Genomic DNA, 19,435 nt, shown 5'->3' on the forward strand with positions numbered 1-19,435 from the left:
CGCGCTGCGGCGATAAACCCTTCGATAGCGAGGCGTCCGCCGCGGCTCCTCGGGGAGTCTGTGCCGGCGATCCGCCGGATTGCGATCTGCGTTGACACGCCGCTTGCTCACTCATCCGGCGTCGGTTCGAGCGCCACGTGGTCGAACCCGCGGTCCGCGAGCCGCTCCGCGGCGCGGTCGGTGACGGACGGGGCGACTAAGATCCCGCGCACCTCCGGCGAGTCCGCGTTGTCGGTTTCGCCGTCGCCCCCGTTGCCGGCGGTTTCGCCGTTGGTCTCGCTGTCACTCGCCTCGGTCCCGAACTCCTCGCGGAGCGCCCGCACGTACCGCGCGAGCTGTCCCACGGCGTCCGGGCCGACCCGGCGGCGCTTCAGCTCGACGACCACCGGCGCGCCGTCGGCGTCGACGCCGAAGACGTCCATCGGGCCGGCGCTGGAGGGGCGCTCGGTCTCGCGGGGCTCGAACCCCGCCTCGACGAGGCCGGGGCGTTCCAGGATCCGGGTCCGGAGGTCCTCCTCGCTCCCGTGGAGGGTGAGGTCGCGGCCGCCGGTCACGGTCATCGCGGAGAGCTGGTGGACGGCCGCGAAGCGGACCGTCAGGGTCTCGTCGGGGTTGTCCCTCGTCGAGCGCACGCGGAGCCGCCCGTCGCGCACCGCGGCGCGGTGTTCCGAGCCCGGTGGCTGCCAGTTGACCGGCTGGCGCCCCTCGTCGGTGTGGACGAGGGCGGCGCCGTCGGGCTTCAGCACCACCAGCCGGTCGCCGGGGCCGAGGTCCGAGGCGGCGCGGCCCTCGTAGCTGACCGTACAGCGGCCGAACAGGCTGACGAGGTCGCCGCGCTCGAAGGCGTCCTCCAGCTCCCAGAGGGCCTCGCGGTGGCTCGGGTCGTGGACGCTCGTGACTGTCACTGGCTCTCGTACGCGGTCGCGGCTGAAAAAGGGCGCGAGCGGTGTGTGCCGTCTCAGTCGCCCCGTCGCGACACGACGATGCCGGCGACGAAGAGGACCGCGCCGAGCGCGAACGCGGCGATGCGAAGCGTCATGTCCGAGACGAGGATTCCGGCCAACACCGAGACACCGAATCCGGAGTGTAACACCGCGGTGAGATTCATACGTTCGGTACGACCGCGCGGCACAAAAGCGGGTCGAACCGGCGCGATCGGGGGCCGCCCTCGGGCCGAGTCAGGTCCCGTGCTCCCAGCTCCCCATGTACTCGCGTTGCTCGTCGCTGAGGTCGTCGTACTCGACGCCCTCGGCGGCGAGCTTGATATCCGCGACCTCGCGGTCGAGTTCGTCGGGCACGTCGTGGACGCCGGCGTCGTACGCGTCGCCGTTCGCGGCCAGTTCGCGGACGACGACCGCTTGGACGCCGAAGCTCTGGTCCATCACTTCGACGGGGTGGCCGAGGGCGATGGGCGCGGCGAGGTTGACGAGCCGCCCCTCCGCGATGACGTTGAGCACGCGGCCGTCGGGCATCTCGAACCCCTCGACGCCGTCGCGGACCTCGTAGCGGTCCACGGCGAGGTCGTCGAGGTCGTCGAGGTTCACCTCCACGTCGAAGTGGCCGGCGTTCGCGAGCAGGACGCCGTCGCTCATCTCTTCGAAGTGCTCGCGGGTGATCACGTCGCGATTGCCCGTCGTCGTGATGAACACATCGCCCTTCGCGGCGGCCTCGGCCATCGGCAGCACCTCGTACCCCTCCATGTGGGCCTCGAGCGCCTTCCGCGGGTCGACCTCGCAGACGATGACGTTCGCGTTCTGACCGGCAGCCTTCTTCGCGACACCCTTGCCGCACTGGCCGTAGCCGCCGACGACGACGTTCTTGCCGGCCCACGAGAGGTTCGTCGTCATCGCGATGGTCGCGAGCGACGACTCGCCCGTGCCGTGGACGTTGTCGAACAGCTGCTTCATCGGCGTGTCGTTGACAGCAAAGACGGGATAGTGGAGCTCGCCGTCCGCGTCCATCGCGCGCAGGCGGTCGACGCCGGTGGTCGTCTCCTCGGCCCCGCCGACGATGGAGTCGATCAGGCCGGGGTACTCCTCGTGGACGAGTTTCACCATGTCCATCCCGTCGTCGACGGTGATGGTCGGCTCGTGGGCGATACAGGCGTGCATCGCGTCGTAGTACTCGTCGTCGTCGACGCCCCGCACGGCGTAGGAGGTGATCGACTCGTGGTCGTCGAGCGCGGCCGACACGTCGTCGTGCGTCGAGAGGGGGTTACAGCCGGTGATCGCCACCTCGGCGCCGCCCTCGGCCAGGAGTTCCACGAGGTTCGCCGTCTTCGCCTCGACGTGCATCGCCATCGCGATGGTCTCGCCGGCGAGCGGCTGCTCGTCGACGAACTCCTCGCGCAGCGCGTTCAAGATCGGCATGTGCTGGAGCGCCCAGTCCATCTTCCGGCGGCCCTCCTCGCGGGCCGCTTCGACGTCCGAGAGGTGCTGTGACACCGGCGGATACGCGGTTTCGCTCATACGTATTGGTTCGCTCACGGCGCACTAAACCCTGCCGACACCGGCGTCCGCTCAGAAAAGGAGGGCATCGGTCAGCGGCGACCGCCGCCCGCGTCACCGAACCGAACCGCGGACCGCGTCGTCAGTTACCGCCCGGGCCGCCAGCGTTGTCCGGCGGGCCGCTCTCGCCGTCGTCGTCTTCGTCGTCTTCGTCGTCCTCGTCGCCCTCGTCGTCTTCGTTGTCTTCGTCGTCTTCCTCGTCCTCCTCAGCCTCATCCTCTTCCGCGTCGTCTTCCTCGGTCTCGTCCTCGTCCGCGTCGTCGTCCTCAGACTCGTCCGCTTCGGATTCGTCGTCGTCGTCCTCAGACTCGTCCGCTTCGGATTCGTCGTCGTCGTCCTCACCGTCCTCCGCGTCGTCGCCGGCGTGGTCCGGCGGGCCCTGCTCGCCGTCGGGACCGACCCCGTCCGGCGCGTTGCCGGGCGCGTCGGTCTCGTTCTCCGCGTCCTCGTCGTCGGCGTCGTCGGGGCCGCCGGGGCCGCCGGCGTGGTCCGGCGCGTTACCGGGGTTGTTCTCCGTCACGAAGTCCGAGACGGCGGCGCCGATGCCGCCCTCGCGGTTCTCGAGCCCCTCGATGAAGTCCCGGACGAGCTGGCCGAACGGCTGCGCCTCGGCCTCGTCGTCCTCTTTTTCGGCGGTCAGCTCGACCGTCTCGGAGACGCTCTCGTTCTCGTACGCGGCGGTGATCTCGACGGTGACGTCTTCCTCGGCGTCGGGCAGCGTCACCGTGCCGTTGGCGTCCGTCTCGTACTCGCCCGTCCCGTTGTACGAGGCGTTCTCACCGGCCTCGTCTGCGAGCTCGACGACGACGGAGGCGTTCTCGACCGCGGCGTCGTCGTCCGTCACCGTGACGACGGGCTCGCCGCCGGTGTTCTCGACGTCGAGTTCGAGGCCGTCGGGGGCCTCGAGTTCGACCGTCTCGGAAACGCTCTCGTTCTCGTACTCGGCCGTGACGTCCACCGTCACGTCCTCCTCGGCGGCGGGCAGCGTCACCGTACCGTTGGCGTCCGTCTCGTAGTCACCCTCGCCGACGTAAGAGGCGTTCTCGTCGGCGGTCGTGACGTTAACCGAGGCGTTCTCGACCGCGGTGTCGTTGTCCGTCACCGTGACGACGGGCTCGCCGTCGGTGTTCTCGACGTCGAGCTCGAGACCGTCGGGCGCCTCGAGGTCCACCGTCGTCGAGGCGGTCTCGTTATCCGCCGCGGCGGTCACGTCGACCGCGACGTCCTCCTCGGGCGCGGGGAGCTCGACGGTGCCGTTGGCGTCCGTCTCGTACTCGCCCGCTCCCGCGTACGACTCGTTCTCCGCGTCGACGACGCTCACTACCACTGTGGCGTTCTCGACCGCGGTGTCGTTCTCGGTCACCGTGACCGTCGCTATCCCGTCCGCGTCCTGCTCGACGCCCACTTCGAGGTGGGTGTCGGCGGCCGCCACACCGGTCATCGCGCCCAGCGCGACGACCGCGACCAGTAGGATGGCTGTCGTGCGTTCGCTCATGTCCACTCGGGTCCAATCCTCCTACCTGTATAAAAAGCGAAGTCGCTTAACGCGGTTTAATTCGGTTTGTATTCGGGTTAACGGCGCCAAAACAGCTATTCTGTATATCTGACGTTCGACCGCGGATCTGGCCGTGATCGAACCCGGATTCGCTCCCGCTTTCGGGTCGGTCGTCGCTCGCGCGCGCTGGCTTCGCCGCCGCCGCCAGGGGCGGCCGCTCGTAGCCACGCGCCACCGCAGTTCTGTCGAGAAATAGCGTGCGTGCCCGCTACGCCGACTCGACGCGGTCGACGAGCTCGCTCGCGGCGGTCGCGGCGCGTTCTTGGACCGACGCGGCGTCGAGCGTCAACACCTCGCGGTCGCGCATGAGGATTTCGCCGTCACAGACCGTGTGGCGCACGTCGCTCCCGCGGGCCGCGTACGCGAGGTGCGAGACGGGGTCGTGGACCGGCGTCAGGTGCGGCGCGTCGAGGTCGACCACGGCGAGGTCGGCGGCCGCGCCCGGCTCGATCCGCCCGCCGGGGAGTCCGAGGGCGTCCGCGCCGCCGGCCGTCGCCATCTCCACGACGGCGCCGGCGGGGACCGCGCTCGCGTCGTCCGCGGCGAGCTTCCCGAGCATGGCGGCGTCGCGCATCTCGTCGAACACGTCGAGGTCGTTGTTCGAGGCCGCCCCGTCGGTGCCGAGCGCGACCGTCACGCCGGCCTCGCGGAGCCGCTGAACCGGCGCCATCCCGCTGGCGAGCTTCATGTTCGAGGCCGGGCAGTGGACGACCGCGGTCCCCGTCGCCGCGAGGCGGTCGATCTCGGTCTCGTCGACGTGGACGCCGTGCGCGAAGAAGTCGTCCGGGCCGAGCGCGTCGAGGTCGTCGGCGTATGCGACCGGTCGCTCCCCGCGCTCGTCGACGATCGGCTCGACCTCGTCCGTCGTCTCGTTCGCGTGGAGGTGGACCGGGACGCCCGCCTCCCGCGCCTCGGCGACCCCCTCGCGGAGGTACTCCTCGCCGACCGTCGTCAGCGAGTGCGGCATGAACGCCGTGCGGATCCGGCCGTCCGCCGCGCCGTCGAGCTCGCGGGCGACCGCGAGGCTCTCTTCCACGTCGCTCCGCGCGTCCGCCGCGTCCTTGCCGACCGTCACCACGCCGTGGCCGAGGCGCGCGCGCAGGCCGGCGCGGTCGACGACAGCCGCCACCCGGTCCATCGCGAAGTACATGTCCGCGAACGCGGTCGTCCCCGACCGGATCATCTCCAGTACGCCGAGTTCCGCGCCCGCCTCGACGTCGTCCGGCGTCAGCTCCGCCTCGGCCGGCCAGATGTCCTCGCGGAGCCACGGGTCGAGCGGCTTGTCGTCGGCGTACCCGCGCAGCAGCGTCATGGCGATGTGCGTGTGCGCGTTTACGAGCCCCGGGATCACGAGCGATCCCGACGCGTCGAGCGTCTCGTCGGCCGCCCCGCCGACCGCGTCGTCGACGTCGGTCGGCGCCCCGACGGCCCGGATCGTCCCCTCGTCTCGGTCGACCGCGACGTCCGCCCGCTCGACCCGGCCGTCGGGCCGGAGCACTCGCCCGCCGCTGACGCGGAGCTGGTTCATACCGGCCCGTTCCGGCCGCCGCACCAAACGCCTTCGGTTCCCCGCCCGAGCCGGGGGCTGCGAGCGGCCCCGACGGAGTCGAGCGACACGACTTTACCGCCGGATCGAAACGCACCCGCATGGCTCTCGACCGCGTCGTGGCGACACTCACCGCCAGCAAGGTCAGGACCGCCCTCGTCGGACTAATCGTCGTCGCCGCCGCGGTCGGCGGCGCGTTCGCCCTCGGCGTGTTCGGCGTCCCGAGCGTCGCCGCCGTGAACAACTCCTTCGGCGAGGTGACGGACGAGAAGACGGTCGTCGAGACGGACCTTGTCGTCTCGAACCCGAACCCGTTCGGCGTCGGCCTCGACGGCGTCTCGGTCGACTACGCCGTCTCGATGAACGACGTCGAGATGGCGCGCGGCGGCCGCGAGGGGGTCAGCGTCGCCGCGGGGAACTCGTCGATCGCGTTCCAGACGGACCTGGAAAACGAGGCGATCCCCCCGTGGTGGACCAGCCACGTCCGGAACGACGAGCGGACCACCGTCGCGATCGACGCGCGGGTCTCCTCGGAGCGCCTCGGTCGGGGCACGAACCTCACCCGCACCCGCGAGATCGAGACCGACCTCATCGGGGCGTTCACCTCCGAGGAGACCCGCCCGGTGAACGCCGACGCCCCGCTGGTCGACGACCCCGTCCTCTACGTCAACGAGACGCGCGGGCGCTGGGGGACGGTGACCGACGCCGAGACGCCGATCGCGATGGAGTTCGACGTGTACAACCCCAACCTCGAACCGTACGTCGTCACGGAGATCGGCTACGACGTCACGATGAACGGTGTCGAGATGGGCTCTGGGTCGACCGCAGAGGAGTACGTCATCCCCTCGTACGGCTCCGAGACCGTCGAGCTCACGGCCGCGCTCCGCAACGAGCGCCTCGACGACTGGTGGGTCACGCACCTCGACGAGTCGGTCAACGGCCATCAGGTGAGCGACCTCCGGATCGAGTTCTACGCGGTGGTCGAACTCCCCGGCGGCGAGCGGGTCACCGTCCCGCTCGATGCCCTGACGTACGAGGAGACGGTCCAGACCGACATCTTCGACGAGGGGCTCCACCGGGGGTCCGGCGACGAGAGCGCGAGCGGGTCCGGCGGCTCCGACGACGAGACGACCGACGACGGCGCCTCCGACGAGAACACCACCGACGACGGCACGAGCGGCGGAGACTCGACCGACGAGAACACCACCGACGACGGGTCGAACGACGGAAATACGACCGACGGGAACACGACCGACGACGACGATGACGACGGGGGACTGCTCCCGCTGTCCGTCGACTGACCCGGCTTCGTTCCGGCGCCAGAACCTTCTTAGCTCGCCGCGGCCGCGTTCCGGCATGGTAACCGACGCCCAGCAGGCGTGTTTCGAGGCGGGGATCAAGTTCGGCTCGCTGTACCACCAGTTCGCCGGCACGCCGATCAGCCCGTCCAGCACGCGGAGCATGGAGACCGCGATGGCGGAGTCGATAGAGAACCAGCCGCACTGCGAGGCGGTCGACGTGACGATCCACGACGACCGCGTGGCCGACGCCATCGACCACGAGAACGGGTACACCGAGCTCACCGGCTCGTTGATGGACGTCGAGATGCGGATCGCGTACGAGGGCGTCACGGTCCGCACGCGGATGGCGATGGAGGACGGCTATCCCCTGATGGAGCTGGTCTCCGTGGCGGAGTGAGCCGACGCCGGCCTTCGGCGACCGGAGCCCCCGCGGACGTCGCGTTCGCGCGCGTCCGGTGCCGGGCTGACTAAACTGGTGATAAGGCGACTATATTGTCAATATGTGATTGATCATTCGAATTTTGCCGGCAGTACGTTTATATTCTTGAGTCGAAACGTGGTATGTGATACCGGATGGATGGATCAAACTCGGACGATCTCGATCATCTGTTCAGCGAGACGGTTCGGGAGACGAAGGACGGATCCGTGTACGGGGGCTGGCGGTCGATCCGGGACGCGGACGCCGTCCCGCTGAGTTTCGGGTTCCCCTATCCCGACTCGTTCCCGAACGACGAGCTGGTCTCGGCGGCCGAGTCCCTCTTCGAGTACGAGGGAGACTGCGCGCTCCAGTACGGCGGCGGGGAGTACGCCGACGCGCTCCCAGAGGTGATCGTCGATCGGGCCCGCGACCGCGGCATCGACTGTACGACGTCACAGCTCCACCTGACGAACGGCGCGACGAACGCGATAGACACGGTGTGTCAGACCTTCCTCGACCCCGGCGACACGGTGTTCGTCGAGTCGCCCACGTTCATGGGCGCGCTGCGGCTGTTCCGCAACTACGGCGTCGACATCGAGGGGTGCGAGATGGACGCCGACGGGCTCGATGTCGAGGCCCTCGCCGACGAGCTCGCCGCTCGCGACGCGGCGGGGGAGCCGCTCCCGAAGTTGCTGTACACCATCCCGAACTTCCACAACCCGACCGGCGTGACGCTCTCCGCGGAGCGTCGCAGGCGACTCCTCGAACTGGCGGCGACGTACGACTTCCTCGTCCTCGAAGACGACCCGTACGGCCAACTCCGCTACGACGGGTCGGAGCCGCCGCCGATCAGGGCGCTCGATCGGACCGGCCGCGCGATCCGGGCCAACACGTTCTCGAAGACCATCGCTCCGGGCGTCCGGACCGGCTGGATCATCGCCGAGGAGTCGTTCGTCGAGCAGTTCGAACGGATCAACGCGGGCGGAGAGCCCAGCTACACCCGCGGGCTCATCGCCCGCTACGCCGAGGACGGTCGACTCGAACAGGCCATCGAGGAGCTCTGCGCGGGGTACCGCGAGCGACGGGATCGGATGATTGAGAGCCTTGCGGAGCGGATGCCGGCCGGGACGACGTGGAGCGACCCGGACGGTGGCTTCTTCGTCTGGGTGACGTTCCCGGCGGGCGTCGACGCGGAGGCGATGCTCGCCGACGCCATCGACGAGGGCGTGACGTACCTCCCCGGCTCGTTCTTCTACGCCGGCGACGGGGGAACCCGCAACGCGCGGCTGTCGTTCAGCCACGCCTCGCCCGCCGAGATAGACGAGGGGGTCGCCGCGCTGGCGACCGCGGTCCGCGCCGAGACTCCGCCGGTCGAGGCCGACGACTGACCCCCGGTCGACGCGGATCGGAGAGCTCGATCGAGCCCCGTGACCGACCGTTCAGACCACGCGATTGCGGAGTTCGTCGAGGTCGTCGGCGGCGTACCGACGGTAGTTCTCCTCGAACAGCGACCCGACCCGGTCGGCGTACTTCGGAGTCGACCCCGCCATGTGCGGGGTTATCACCGCGTTCGGCAGGTCCCACAGCGGCGACTCGGCCGGGAGCGGCTCCGACTCGAAGACGTCGAGGGCCGCCCCGCGGATCCGCTTCTGCTGGAGGGCGGTCTCGAGTGCGGCCTCGTCGACCACCTCGCCGCGCGCGATGTTCACGAGGACCGCGTCCGACCGCATCGTCACGAGCGCCTCGGCGTCGATCAGTCCGCGCGTCGCCTCGACGAGCGGGCACGCGAGCACGACGTAGTCCGAGCGGGCGAGGACCTCGGAGAGCCCGGCGGGCGGATACGCCTCGTCGACGACGGCGGGGGCGGTCTCCGGGGTGCGCTTCGTGCCGATCACGTCCATGTCGAACCCCGACGCCAGCTCCGCGACGCGCGTCCCGATCGCGCCGACGCCGACGATCCCCACGGTCTTCCCGGCGAGCTCGCCGGCGGAGTAGTCCCGCCAGACGCCGTCGCGCTCCTGCTGGCGGATCCCCTTGTGGATCCGGCGCTCGAAGACGAGCAGGTACCCCAGGACCTGCTCGGCGATCGGGTTCGCCGCGACGCCGGCGGCGTTCGTCACCGCGATCTCCCGGTCCGCGAGCGCGTCGAGATCGTACGCGTCGACCCCGGAGTTGAGCGTCTGGATCCAGTCTGGCCCGGCCTCGTCGGAGAGCTCGTCGCTCACCGGCCGGATGGTCAAGACGACGTCGGCGTCGTCGATCGCCTCGCTGGACTCCGCGGGCGTCGCCGCCGTCTCGATCCGCTCGGCCGACGGCAGCGCGTCGCCGAGCCGCGAGCGCAACCCCTGAGCGAAGTCGCCGCCGAAGACGCCCCGGACGCTGTGGTGGAACAGCACGTCCGCCCCGGCGGTCGTCGCCGAGTCGACGCTTCTCCGCACGCGCGGCTCACTTCCCATACACGCTCATCGCGTCGGGGTTGAACTCGACGGAGACCTCGCCGGAGTCGGGCACGTCCGACCGGCCCTGGACCGCGACGTCGAGTTCGGGAAGCGAGTCGTCGTGGGGTTCGACCACCAGATTGGTCCGCTCGCCGTGGAAGAAGTGATTGACGACCGTCCCGTCGACGACGCCGGTTCCGGGCTCCACGAGCTCGACCTCCTCGGGCCGGATGGAGGCGACCACGTCGCCTTTCGCGCCGGCGTCGCCTAGGTCGATCGCCGTCTCGGTCCCGGCGTCGAGCTTGAGCCGCGGCGGGTGCGTCGTGTTCTCGACGACGCCGTCGAGCAGGTTCGTGTCGCCGATGAAGTCGGCGACGAACGCGGTCGCCGGCTCGCGGTAGATCTCTTTCGGCGTGCCGACCTGCTCGATCTCCCCGTCGTTCATGACGGCGAGCCGGTCGGACATGCTCATCGCCACGTCTTGGTCGTGGGTCACGTAAAAGAACGTGCTCTCGACGCGGTCGTGGATCTCTTGGAGCTCGACTTGCATCTGCTGGCGCAGCTTCCGGTCGAGGCTCGAGAGCGGCTCGTCGAGAAGGAGGATGTCCGGCTCGTTCACCAGCGCGCGTGCTATCGCCACGCGCTGCTGTTGCCCGCCCGAGAGGTCCTGAGGTTTGCGCTCATCGTACCCGGAGAGGTCGACGATCTCGAGGTACTTCTCGATGAGCCGCTCGCGTTCGCCCGCGTCGACTCCGTCCTTCTCGAGTCCGTACCCCACGTTCTCCGCGACCGTCATGTGCGGGAAAAGCGACAGGCTCTGGAACACGAGGTTCGTGTTCCGTTTGTTCGGCGGCCGGTGGACCACGTCCTCGCCCTCGATGCGGATCGAGCCCCCCGTCGGGGTCTCGAAGCCGCTTATCATCCGCAGGGTGGTCGTCTTCCCGCAACCGGAGGGACCCAACAGCGAGAAGAACTCGCCGTGTTGGAGGTCGATATCGATTCCGTCGACGGCGACCGTGTCTCCGAACTCTTTGGTGACGCTGTTGAGCTGTACCGCCGTCGTTGGTGTCGTCATACCGCGATTGTCCGGACGGTGACTATTCAAGCTTTCCTCCAATTAGATCGCATACTCCCGATACTACATACAATAAACTGGACATTATATCCGTAAGTATAATTAAAAAGCCAAGAAAATCATACGTTCGTTAGATAAAGAATATGCTTTTTATTTCGCACCCGGTCTCGGGGGGATTTCACGCTGTTGAGTAGAATATATGGTTCGATCAATAAATTCATGATAAGAACACTGTTCAGATGTATATTAGGACAATCACTCAATGATTATGTATTACTCAGAGTAGATTTATTAAACAGAAGAAATCCTCGTTTCATGACGATGATAGACAGACGGCAGTTCATCAAAGCGGCAGGTGCGACCGGCGTTACGGGTATGGCTGGCCTCTCCGGGTGTATGGGTGGCGGCGGATCGACAACGGTCTCGATCCTGACGTGGACGGGATACGATGCGGTCAACGATCAGGTCGAGGAGGCGCTCGACGGCGTGGAGCTGGAGATCTCGGTGGCCGACGGCTCGGCGAACATGTTCTCCACGGTGAACGCCGGCGGGGGCGAACAGTTCGACATCGTCATTCCGAACAACGAGTTCGTCCCGCGGTTCATCGACGCGGACCTGGCGGCGCCGGTAGACATGGATATTATGACTAACTTCGACGCGCTGTACCCCACGTTCCAGAGCGCGGCGGAGGGGCAGTTCTCGGATGGAGAGGAGATCTACGGGATGCCCCTCCAGTTCGGCTGGTACGCGTACGGCTACGACAGCTCGGTACTTCCGGAGGACCACGAGCAATCCTACGACGTTCTGTTCAGCGAGGAGTACGCCGGCGTGGACCTCACAGGCGCCATCACGCTGTACGACGGCTACTACAAGACGATCATGGCCACGGGGCTCGCGCTCGGCTACACCGAGGCGTTCGAAGGCGACACGGTCTCGTTCACCGACGAGCAGTTCGCAACGATCGAAGAGACGCTCATCAACTTCAAGCCGAACCTGCTCGGGTTCGTCCACGACGAGGAGACGCTCACGCAGGACTACCAGAACGGGAACATCATCGCGTCGTTCGCGAACCGGAGCACGCACGTGGGTATCATGAACGACGTCGAGGACGTGGAGTTCTCCCAGCCGGCCGAAGAGGAGCTCACCTGGTTCGAGGGGGCCGTCGTCACCGCGGGCTCTTCGAACAAGGAGGCCGCCTTCCAGGTGTTGAACGAGTACATCGCCCCGGAAACCGGCGCGGTGCTGTCGGAGAACCGGAACATCATGAACACGTCCCAGGACGCGATGGACAACATCGAAACGGAAGCGCTCCAGATCGAGCCGGGCGTCCTCGACGGGATGATCCCGTTCAAGCCCGCCGAGCGGGACGACCAGTGGATCGAGATGTTCCAGCGGGTCAAGAACGCGTGAGCGTCCCATGAGTAGCTTCGAAAAGATTGACGACGCGTTCGAACGGCAGAACGAGCGAGTGAAGATCGCTCTCATGGCGGGACCGGGAGTCGGCTGGCTACTCACGTTGATAATGATCCCGGCCGCGTTCCTCGTGATGGTGAGCTTCGCCCAGATCGACCGTTCGTACGATGTGGTGTGGTCCCTTTCGGTGTCGAATTACAGGGAGTTGTTCGTCGGCGAGAGCGGGCTGTTCCAGACTCCGTTCGTCGACTCCTTCCTGCTCTCCCTGCGCATCGCAGGTGCCACCACGTTCCTGACCGTCATCCTCGCGTACCCGGTCGCGTACCTGCTCACGCGGCTCTCTGGGCGTCGATTCAAATTCCTGCTGTTCGCGGTCCTCGTCCCGTTTTTCACGATCTTCATCGTGCGCATCTACTCGTGGCTCTCGCTCTTCGGCAGTCAGGGGCTGATCAACTCAGCGCTGGTCGCGACGCCCTTCTTCTCAGGGCCGCTCGGGATCTTCGAGTACGGGGTCGTGGCTGTGACCCTCTCGCTCACCCACGCGTTCTTCCCGTACATGCTGTTGACGCTGTATTCGAGCCTCGAAGGGATCGATTACGGCGTCATCGAGGCGTCGCGTGACCTCGGAGCGACGCGGCTGGAGATCGCCAAGGACGTGGTGGTCCCGCTGTCGGCGCAGGGACTCATTACCGGGTGCGTCTTCGTGTTCGTCCCGGCGCTCGGGACGTTCATTACGCCGCAGTTCCTCGCCCGGGGGAAGTTCACGATGATCGCCGAGGTACTCACGACCAGAATCAATCAGCTGTACGCGATCGATTACGGGGCGGCGGGGTCGCTGTTCCTCATCATCCCGACGATCATCGCGTTCGCGATCGTGATGCGTACCACCAACCTGGAGGCGATGGGGTGAACTATGTCGGACCGTGAGGAATACACTCGGCTGTCGCGTCTCGTGGGGCGCCCCGCCCTCTCGGAGACCCTCTCCGTCGACCGGGTCATCTCTACCTTCGTTTCGTACGGGATGTGGGCGCTGACGATCGGGATCGTCGTGTTCCTCTGGCTCCCGCTCTCGCAGATAATCGCGCTCTCGTTCACGGAGAACTCGGTGTTGTTCCCGCTCGGCGGGGTCACACTCCAGAACTACGTCAGCCTGTTCACCAACGAGTCGCTCCTCGCGGCGGCCAGACAGAGCGCGCTCGTCGCGACGGTGTCGGCCGCGGTCGCGACGCTGATTGGCGTCCCGCTCGGGTTCGCCCTCGCTCGGCACAGCTTCCGGGGCCGGTCGGCGCTCAGGGGACTCGTCATCGTCCCGCTGTTGATGCCGGGGATAATCATGGGGATCTCCCTCCTCGTCCTGTTCCGCGTCGTCGGACTCTCGTCCGGCTTCTTCACTACCGTGCTCGCTCACTCTGTGTACGGGCTCCCGTTCATCGTCCTGCCGGTCGTCGCCAGACTCGCCGTCTTCGACCGCAAACTCGAGGAGGGCGCGCGCGACCTCGGCGCGGACGGTCGTTCCGTGCTCCAAGATGTCACCCTCCCGATCATCTCCCCCGCAATCGCGGCCGGCTTCGTGTTCGCGTGGCTCCGCTCGTTCGAGGATTTCATCCGCGTCTTCTTCGTCGGGGGAACGATGGACGCGCTCACCAAGGAGATGTACGGTATGGTGGTGTACTCACAGGGTACCGAGGCGATGGACCCGATGGCGACGATCATCGTCTTGATCGTCAGCATCGCGTTGGCCATCGCGATCAACCTCCGAGACATCCTCGAGTACGTCTGAACGATCCGGGGGGTCTCTTCATTTCGACCCCGGCCTCGACGCTATCGACTAGGGAACAAGTACACCGAGCCCACCGATCCCCCGACGGACGCCGAACTGCGGATCGGCTACGCGGGGTTGTCGGCACGCGGACGGCGACAGAAGACGGCTCACCCGCCGACGGCGCCGGTCGAAGTGATCTCTGACGGCGGTACGCCCTCTGACGCCGACCCGAACGCTTAGTACCGCGACGCGCGTACCGCGATCTAACCGGTCGCCGACGCCTCATCTCTCCCGGTTTCAGAGCCCCACATGGTCGACAGACGCCACGACAGTTCGACGGACCGCACCGGCTTCGACGAGACGAAGAACTATCTCTCGAACGCCCTCGGCCGCGTCGTGCCGCGGTCGGTGGCGCGGCGCGCGGTCGATGTCGCCGTCAGCACGGACGCCGCCGAGTACGCGCCCGACGAGCCGGTCACGATCACCGTCGCGATCCGCAACCGCCTGCCGGTTCCGGTCGAGGTCCCCACCTCGACCCGCCGCGCGTGGGGCTGGGCGGTCGACGGCGTGCTGGAGGCCACGGACGAGCGGCTCTACGTGCGCGCCGAGGAGTCCACGCTCGCGTTCCGGGCCGGTGAGACGAAGCGGGCGACGGCCACCTGGAACGGCCGCTTCCGCCGAACCGACGGCGACGGCCTCGATCGCTCCGTCCGCGCCGACCGGGGGGAACACACGATTTCGGCGTTCGTTCCGGTCCCCGACGCTGACGAGCGCCACGAGGACAGCGTTCGGATACGGATCCGATAGCCGGCGGCTCTCGGTCGTCCCGGTCGTCTCCTGTCGCCTCGAAGAAAAAACGCGCCAGCAGGTCGCTCAGTCGTCCGCCTCGGGCGCGCCGAGACGCGCCGCGCCGTCCGACGCGCCCTCGTCGACGGCGCTGGCGACCGCCTCGTCGCGGCGCAGGTGACACGCGGCGTAGTGCCGGCCGTCGGTCAGCGCCGACTCGACCTCGTAGGCGGGCTTCGCCGTCGCGCAGACGCTCTCGTCCGCGAACCGCTCGGTGAGGATCGCCTCGGCGTCGTCCCACTCGTCGCGCTCGATGTGGTCGAGCGCCTCGTCGAGCAGCGTACCCGCGTCGCCGCTCGGCACGCCGTCGTCGAAGTACCGGCCCCGGAGCGCGTCGGGGTCGGTCTCCTCGAACGCCCGGCGCTTGACCGCCCGCTGGAACCGCACGACGCTCCGCCACGTCTCGTCCGTCATGTCGTACGTCTCCGGCTGGATCAGCTTCGGACACCGCGTCCGGAAGCGACAGCCCGAGGGCGGATCGATCGGCGACGGCACGTCGCCGGACAGGAGTTCTTCGCGGCCGCCGCTCCGCGGGTCCGGAACCGGGATCGCGTCGAGCAGCGCTCGCGTGTACGGGTGCTTCGGGTTCTCGAACAGCTCCTCCTTGTCGGCCAGTTCGACGACGTTCCCGAGGTACATCACCGCCACCCGGTCGGAGATGTGCCGGATGACGCTCAGGTCGTGCGCGATGAAGAGGTACGTCAGGTCGAACTCATCTTGTAGCTCCTCCATCGTGTTGAGCACCTGCGCCTGGATCGAGACGTCGAGCGCCGACACCGGCTCGTCGCAGACAATGAAGTCGGGGTTCACCGACAGCGCCCGCGCGAGGTTGACGCGCTGGCGCTGGCCGCCGGAGAACGCGTGGGGGTACCGGTTGTAGTGTTGCGGGTCGAGCCCCACCTTCTCTAGCAACTCCTTGGCGCGCGCCTCGCGCCCCTCCTCGTCGAGCATCCCGTGGGCCTGCATCGGCTCCTCGACGATCGGGCCGACCTTCATCCGCGGGTCGAGCGACGACTGCGGGTCCTGGAAGATCATCTGCATGTCCTTCCGCATCCGCCGCAGCGGCTCGCCGGACAGCGACGCGAGGTCCTCGCCCTGGAAGTAGACGCTCCCGCTCGTCGGTTCGAGCAGCCGGAGGACGGTCCGCGCGAGCGTCGACTTCCCGCAGCCGGACTCGCCGACCAGCCCGAGCGTCTCCCCCTCCTTGATGTCGAAGCTCACGCCGTCGACCGCGCGGACGTTCGACGACGATCGGGTGACGTACGGGAACTCGTCGTCGAGGCCCACGCTGCCGAGGAGCCCGCTGTCGTTGTCGAAGTACTTACACAGGTCCCGGACTTGGAGCAGGGCGTCGGGGTCCGACGCCGCGGGGCCGACGCCGCTCATTCCGCCTCACCTCCCGTCTCCGTGAGGCCGGCGGAGAACCCGCTCCCCGTCTGCGTCTCGACCGCCGGGCTGTCGTCGTACCCGACGTCGAACGCGTCGTGTTTCACGCACGCGGCCGTGTGCGTCGCCTCGCCCTCGTCGCTCAGGTCGCGCAGGTCCGGGTGGACCTCGCGGCAGACCTCCCGGGCCTCGGGGCACCGGGAGTGGAACCGGCAGCCCGAGGGCGGGTTGATCGCCTCGGGCATCACCCCCTCGATCGGCCTGAGCTCGTCGACCGTCTTGTCCGGTCGCGGCATCGAGTCGAGCAGCGCCGACGTGTACGGGTGTTTCGTGTCGTAGAACAGGTCGTCCACCTCGGCCTGCTCGATGATCTCGCCGAGGTACATCACGTTGACCCGGTCGCAGATCTCCGCGACGACGCTCATGTCGTGGGTGACCCAGATGAACGACGTGTCGTACTTCTCTTGCAGGTCCGTCACCATCTCGAGGATCTCACCTTCGACCGTGACGTCGAGGGCGGTCGTCGGCTCGTCGGCGATGATCAGGTCCGGCTGGCACGCGAGCGCCATCGCGATCAGCACACGCTGCCGCATCCCGCCGGAGAACTGGTGCGGGTACTCATCGTACCGGGACTCCGGCGCGGGGATCCCGACCTCCCGGAGCATGTCGATCGCCTCCTCTTTCGCCTCGTCCGGGTCGAGGTCGCGGTTGATCTCGATGAACTCGCGGAGCTGTCCCCCGACGGTGAAGACGGGGTTCAGCGACTCCATCGGGTCTTGGAAGATGATCGCGATCTCGCGGCCGCGGATCCGCTTGCGCATCTCGGGCTCGGTGAGCATCTCGTCGCGCGGCCGCAGTTCGCCGGCGCCGTCCTCCTCGAGTCCGAAGATCGTCTCGCCTTTGAATTCGATCTCGCCGCCGACGATCTCGCCCGGGCTGTCGACCAGCCGGAGGATACTGGAGGTCGCGACGGACTTGCCCGCGCCGGACTCGCCGACGAGCCCGACAATCTCTCCCTCGTACACGTCGAAGGAGATCCCGTCGACGGCGCGGACCGTCCCGTCTTCGGTGAAGAACTGTGTCTTGAGATCGCGTACGCTGAGTAGTGGTTCGGTCATATCAGTTGTTTATCCGCGGGTCGAGGGCGTCCTGGAGGCCGTCGCCGAGGATGTTGAAGCCGATGACGGTGATCAGAATCGCGATGCCGGGGAAGAGGCTGAACGTCGGGGCCGGGAGCATGTAGTTCCGCGACGCCGAGAGCATCTGCCCCCACGACGGCGTCGGCGGCTGCGCGCCGAAGCCGAGGAACGAGAGCCCCGCGACGATGAGGATGCTCACCCCGATCTGGAGTGTCGCCTGGACGAGCACCGGGGCGAAGCTGTTCGGGATGACGTGCCGGAGGATGATGTTCCGGTCTTTTACGCCCGCCGCGCGGGCGGCCTCGATGTAGTCCTCTTCGCGGACGGAGACGACGCGGGAGCGGATCAGGCGGTTGAACACCGGCACCGACGTGATCCCCACGCCGATCATCGCGAAGCTGAGGTCCCGCCCGAACGCGGTCATGAACGCGATGACCAACACGAGGAACGGGATCGCGTAGATGGTCTCGGTGACGCGCTGGAGGACGTCGTCGATCCAGCCGCCGTAGTAGCCCGACACCGCGCCGATCAGCGTGCCGCCGACGAGGCCGATCGCCGTGGCCATGAACCCGACGGTGATGGCGATCCGCGTGCCGTAGAACAGCCGACCGAGGATGTCGCGGCCCCGGTGGTCGGTCCCCATCGGATGTTGGAGCGTGCCCTGCCCATACTGGTTTTCCATCCCGACCGGCGGGAGGAGCCGCTCGACCTGTTCGGGGTCCTGGACCGGGCTGTACCAGATCGCCTCCGCGACGCCGTAATCGAGGATGTAGTAGTCGAGCGAGCCGAGCACCGCCACGAGCGTGATGAACCCGACGGTGTAGATCCCGATCCGGGCCGTCGTGTCGCGTTTCACCTGCCGCAGGGTGTACCGGAGGCCGACGCGGGCCTCGATCTCCCCGGCACCCGTTCCCTCCGCCGAGCCGTCGGTCGCTGAGTCTGTTTCGGTAGCCATTATGTCTCGTCACCGTAGGCGACGCGGGGGTCGATGTAGGCGTACGCGATGTCGGTGATGATGACGCCGACGACGAACGCGACGCCGAACATGAACGTCGTCCCCATGATGAGCTCGTAGTCTTGATTGTTGATCGCCGTGATGATCAGCCGGCCCATCCCCTGGATCTCGAAGACGGTCTCGGTGAGGACCGCACCGCCGAGCGCCGTCGAGAGACCGAGGCCGACGATCGTGATCACGGGCAGCTGTGCGACCTGGAAGGCGTGCTTGCGGACGATCTTCGACTCGGAAACGCCGTAGGCGCGGGCGAGCTTGACGTACTCGCCCTGGAGCGACTCCACCATCGACGACCGTTCGATCCGCGTGATCTGCGCCATCTGGAGCGTTCCGAGCGCCACCATCGGCATCACGAGGTGGTACAGCGACGTCCGGAGGACCTGGAGCTGCGTCTCGGCTCCCCTGACGTCGGCCGGCGACGCCCACGGCACCGGGAGTCCCCGCGCTGGGAACCACCCTAAGTAGAACGCGAAGACGATGATGAGCATGAGGCCGATCCAGAACGACGGCGTCGACACGCCGATGAGCGAGACGATCCGCGAGACGTGGTCGGCGGGCTTGTTGCGCCGCTTCGCCGAGATGACGCCGAGCGGTATCGCGGTCACGATCGCGAAGACGAACGCCGACACGGTGAGGTACAGCGTCACCGGGAGCCGGAGCATGATCATCTCGAGGACCGGCCGGTCGTAGTAGATGCTCCGCCCGAGGTCCCCGGTCGCCACCCCGCCGAGGTAGGTCAGGAACCGCTGGTACGCCGGGCGGTCCAGCCCGTACCGCGCCCGGATCGCCTCGACCTGTTCCTGTGCCGGGGTGGGCCCCAGCATGATCTCGACCGGGTCCCCCGGGATCTGGTTCGCGAGGAAGAACGTGATCGTGATGATACCGATCAGTACCGGGATCGCCTGTGCGAGCCGCCAAAGTGTGTACCGTAAGAGCCCCATCTGTGTCGTTGCTATCGTCGATGTTCTTGGACGGTTATTTAGTCTGCCCGATTTTTGCCGCTTTCGCTGCGCCGCTGTTCCTCGAAGCGTTCGAAC

The 19,435-nt window shown here is 67.4% G+C and carries 18 protein-coding genes; 7 read left to right on the forward strand and 11 right to left on the reverse strand.

Features of this window, described 5'->3' with window-relative positions; translation table 11 throughout:
- Positions 1-107: 107 nt before the first annotated feature.
- The 5 genes from nucS to ABNG04_RS05720 form a co-directional block, all read right to left on the reverse strand.
- A complete protein-coding gene (gene nucS / locus ABNG04_RS05700) occupies positions 108-905 on the reverse strand; it encodes an endonuclease NucS (RefSeq protein ID WP_371160833.1) in 798 nt (265 codons plus the stop codon).
- A 53-nt stretch (positions 906-958) separates the two neighbouring features.
- Positions 959-1,108: a hypothetical protein gene (locus tag ABNG04_RS05705; RefSeq protein ID WP_371160835.1), complete on the reverse strand. Its 150-nt coding sequence runs from the start codon at positions 1,106-1,108 to the stop codon at positions 959-961.
- A 70-nt stretch (positions 1,109-1,178) separates the two neighbouring features.
- On the reverse strand, positions 1,179-2,468 hold the full coding sequence (locus tag ABNG04_RS05710) for an adenosylhomocysteinase (RefSeq protein ID WP_371160837.1): 1,290 nt from the start codon (positions 2,466-2,468) through the stop codon (positions 1,179-1,181).
- A 121-nt stretch (positions 2,469-2,589) separates the two neighbouring features.
- Positions 2,590-4,002, reverse strand: coding sequence for a DNA primase (locus tag ABNG04_RS05715; RefSeq protein ID WP_371160839.1), 1,413 nt, complete (start codon positions 4,000-4,002; stop codon positions 2,590-2,592).
- 268 nt (positions 4,003-4,270) lie between these two features.
- Positions 4,271-5,590, reverse strand: a complete 1,320-nt coding sequence (locus ABNG04_RS05720; RefSeq protein ID WP_371160840.1) for an amidohydrolase — start codon at positions 5,588-5,590, stop codon at positions 4,271-4,273.
- A 119-nt stretch (positions 5,591-5,709) separates the two neighbouring features.
- On the opposite strand from ABNG04_RS05720, the gene ABNG04_RS05725 reads away from it, so the two are divergent.
- The 3 genes from ABNG04_RS05725 to ABNG04_RS05735 all read left to right on the forward strand — a co-directional run bounded on the left by ABNG04_RS05725 (position 5,710) and on the right by ABNG04_RS05735 (position 8,715).
- A complete protein-coding gene (locus ABNG04_RS05725; RefSeq protein ID WP_371160842.1) occupies positions 5,710-6,909 on the forward strand; it encodes an LEA/WHy family protein in 1,200 nt (399 codons plus the stop codon).
- A 55-nt stretch (positions 6,910-6,964) separates the two neighbouring features.
- A complete protein-coding gene (locus tag ABNG04_RS05730) occupies positions 6,965-7,306 on the forward strand; it encodes a dihydroneopterin aldolase family protein (RefSeq protein ID WP_371160844.1) in 342 nt (113 codons plus the stop codon).
- A 176-nt stretch (positions 7,307-7,482) separates the two neighbouring features.
- Positions 7,483-8,715, forward strand: coding sequence for an aminotransferase-like domain-containing protein (locus tag ABNG04_RS05735; RefSeq protein WP_371160846.1), 1,233 nt, complete (start codon positions 7,483-7,485; stop codon positions 8,713-8,715).
- A 51-nt stretch (positions 8,716-8,766) separates the two neighbouring features.
- Here the strand turns inward: ABNG04_RS05735 and ABNG04_RS05740 are convergent, their stop codons facing one another.
- Positions 8,767-9,783 (reverse strand): D-2-hydroxyacid dehydrogenase, encoded by a 1,017-nt coding sequence (locus ABNG04_RS05740; RefSeq protein ID WP_371160848.1) that lies wholly within the window; start codon positions 9,781-9,783, stop codon positions 8,767-8,769.
- Entirely contained in the window at positions 9,773-10,840 is a 1,068-nt protein-coding gene (locus ABNG04_RS05745) for an ABC transporter ATP-binding protein (protein ID WP_371160849.1), read from the reverse strand. Before ABNG04_RS05745 ends, ABNG04_RS05740 begins: the two co-directional genes overlap by 11 nt.
- 321 nt (positions 10,841-11,161) lie before the next feature.
- On the opposite strand from ABNG04_RS05745, the gene ABNG04_RS05750 reads away from it, so the two are divergent.
- The 4 genes from ABNG04_RS05750 (at position 11,162) to ABNG04_RS05765 (ending at position 14,822) form a co-directional block, all read left to right on the forward strand.
- The gene (locus ABNG04_RS05750) at positions 11,162-12,250 is read left to right on the forward strand and encodes an ABC transporter substrate-binding protein (RefSeq protein WP_371160851.1); all 1,089 of its coding nucleotides are present in this window, start codon (positions 11,162-11,164) and stop codon (positions 12,248-12,250) included.
- A 7-nt stretch (positions 12,251-12,257) separates the two neighbouring features.
- A complete protein-coding gene (locus ABNG04_RS05755) occupies positions 12,258-13,163 on the forward strand; it encodes an ABC transporter permease (protein WP_371160853.1) in 906 nt (301 codons plus the stop codon).
- A gap of 3 nt (positions 13,164-13,166) precedes the next feature.
- Positions 13,167-14,033 (forward strand): ABC transporter permease, encoded by an 867-nt coding sequence (locus ABNG04_RS05760; RefSeq protein ID WP_371160855.1) that lies wholly within the window; start codon positions 13,167-13,169, stop codon positions 14,031-14,033.
- A 291-nt stretch (positions 14,034-14,324) separates the two neighbouring features.
- On the forward strand, positions 14,325-14,822 hold the full coding sequence (locus tag ABNG04_RS05765) for a DUF7974 family protein (RefSeq protein ID WP_371160857.1): 498 nt from the start codon (positions 14,325-14,327) through the stop codon (positions 14,820-14,822).
- Between the two features lie 66 nt (positions 14,823-14,888).
- Here ABNG04_RS05765 and ABNG04_RS05770 read toward each other — a convergent pair whose 3' ends face one another.
- Genes ABNG04_RS05770 through ABNG04_RS05785 form a run of 4 tightly spaced genes read right to left on the reverse strand, consistent with a single transcriptional unit; the run spans position 14,889 to position 19,339 of the window.
- Positions 14,889-16,247: an ABC transporter ATP-binding protein gene (locus ABNG04_RS05770; RefSeq protein WP_371160859.1), complete on the reverse strand. Its 1,359-nt coding sequence runs from the start codon at positions 16,245-16,247 to the stop codon at positions 14,889-14,891.
- Positions 16,244-17,365 carry an ABC transporter ATP-binding protein gene (locus ABNG04_RS05775; RefSeq protein ID WP_371160861.1) on the reverse strand — a complete coding sequence of 374 codons (1,122 nt, stop codon included), beginning with the start codon at positions 17,363-17,365 and terminating at the stop codon, positions 16,244-16,246. The genes ABNG04_RS05770 and ABNG04_RS05775 overlap by 4 nt, the downstream gene beginning before the upstream one ends.
- Before the next feature lies 1 nt (position 17,366).
- The gene (locus tag ABNG04_RS05780; RefSeq protein ID WP_371160862.1) at positions 17,367-18,341 is read right to left on the reverse strand and encodes an ABC transporter permease; all 975 of its coding nucleotides are present in this window, start codon (positions 18,339-18,341) and stop codon (positions 17,367-17,369) included.
- Positions 18,341-19,339: an ABC transporter permease gene (locus ABNG04_RS05785; protein ID WP_371160864.1), complete on the reverse strand. Its 999-nt coding sequence runs from the start codon at positions 19,337-19,339 to the stop codon at positions 18,341-18,343. Before ABNG04_RS05785 ends, ABNG04_RS05780 begins: the two co-directional genes overlap by 1 nt.
- Positions 19,340-19,435: the final 96 nt, after the last annotated feature.

This window comes from Halorubrum miltondacostae (assembly GCF_041379815.1).
GTDB lineage: Archaea > Halobacteriota > Halobacteria > Halobacteriales > Haloferacaceae > Halorubrum > Halorubrum miltondacostae.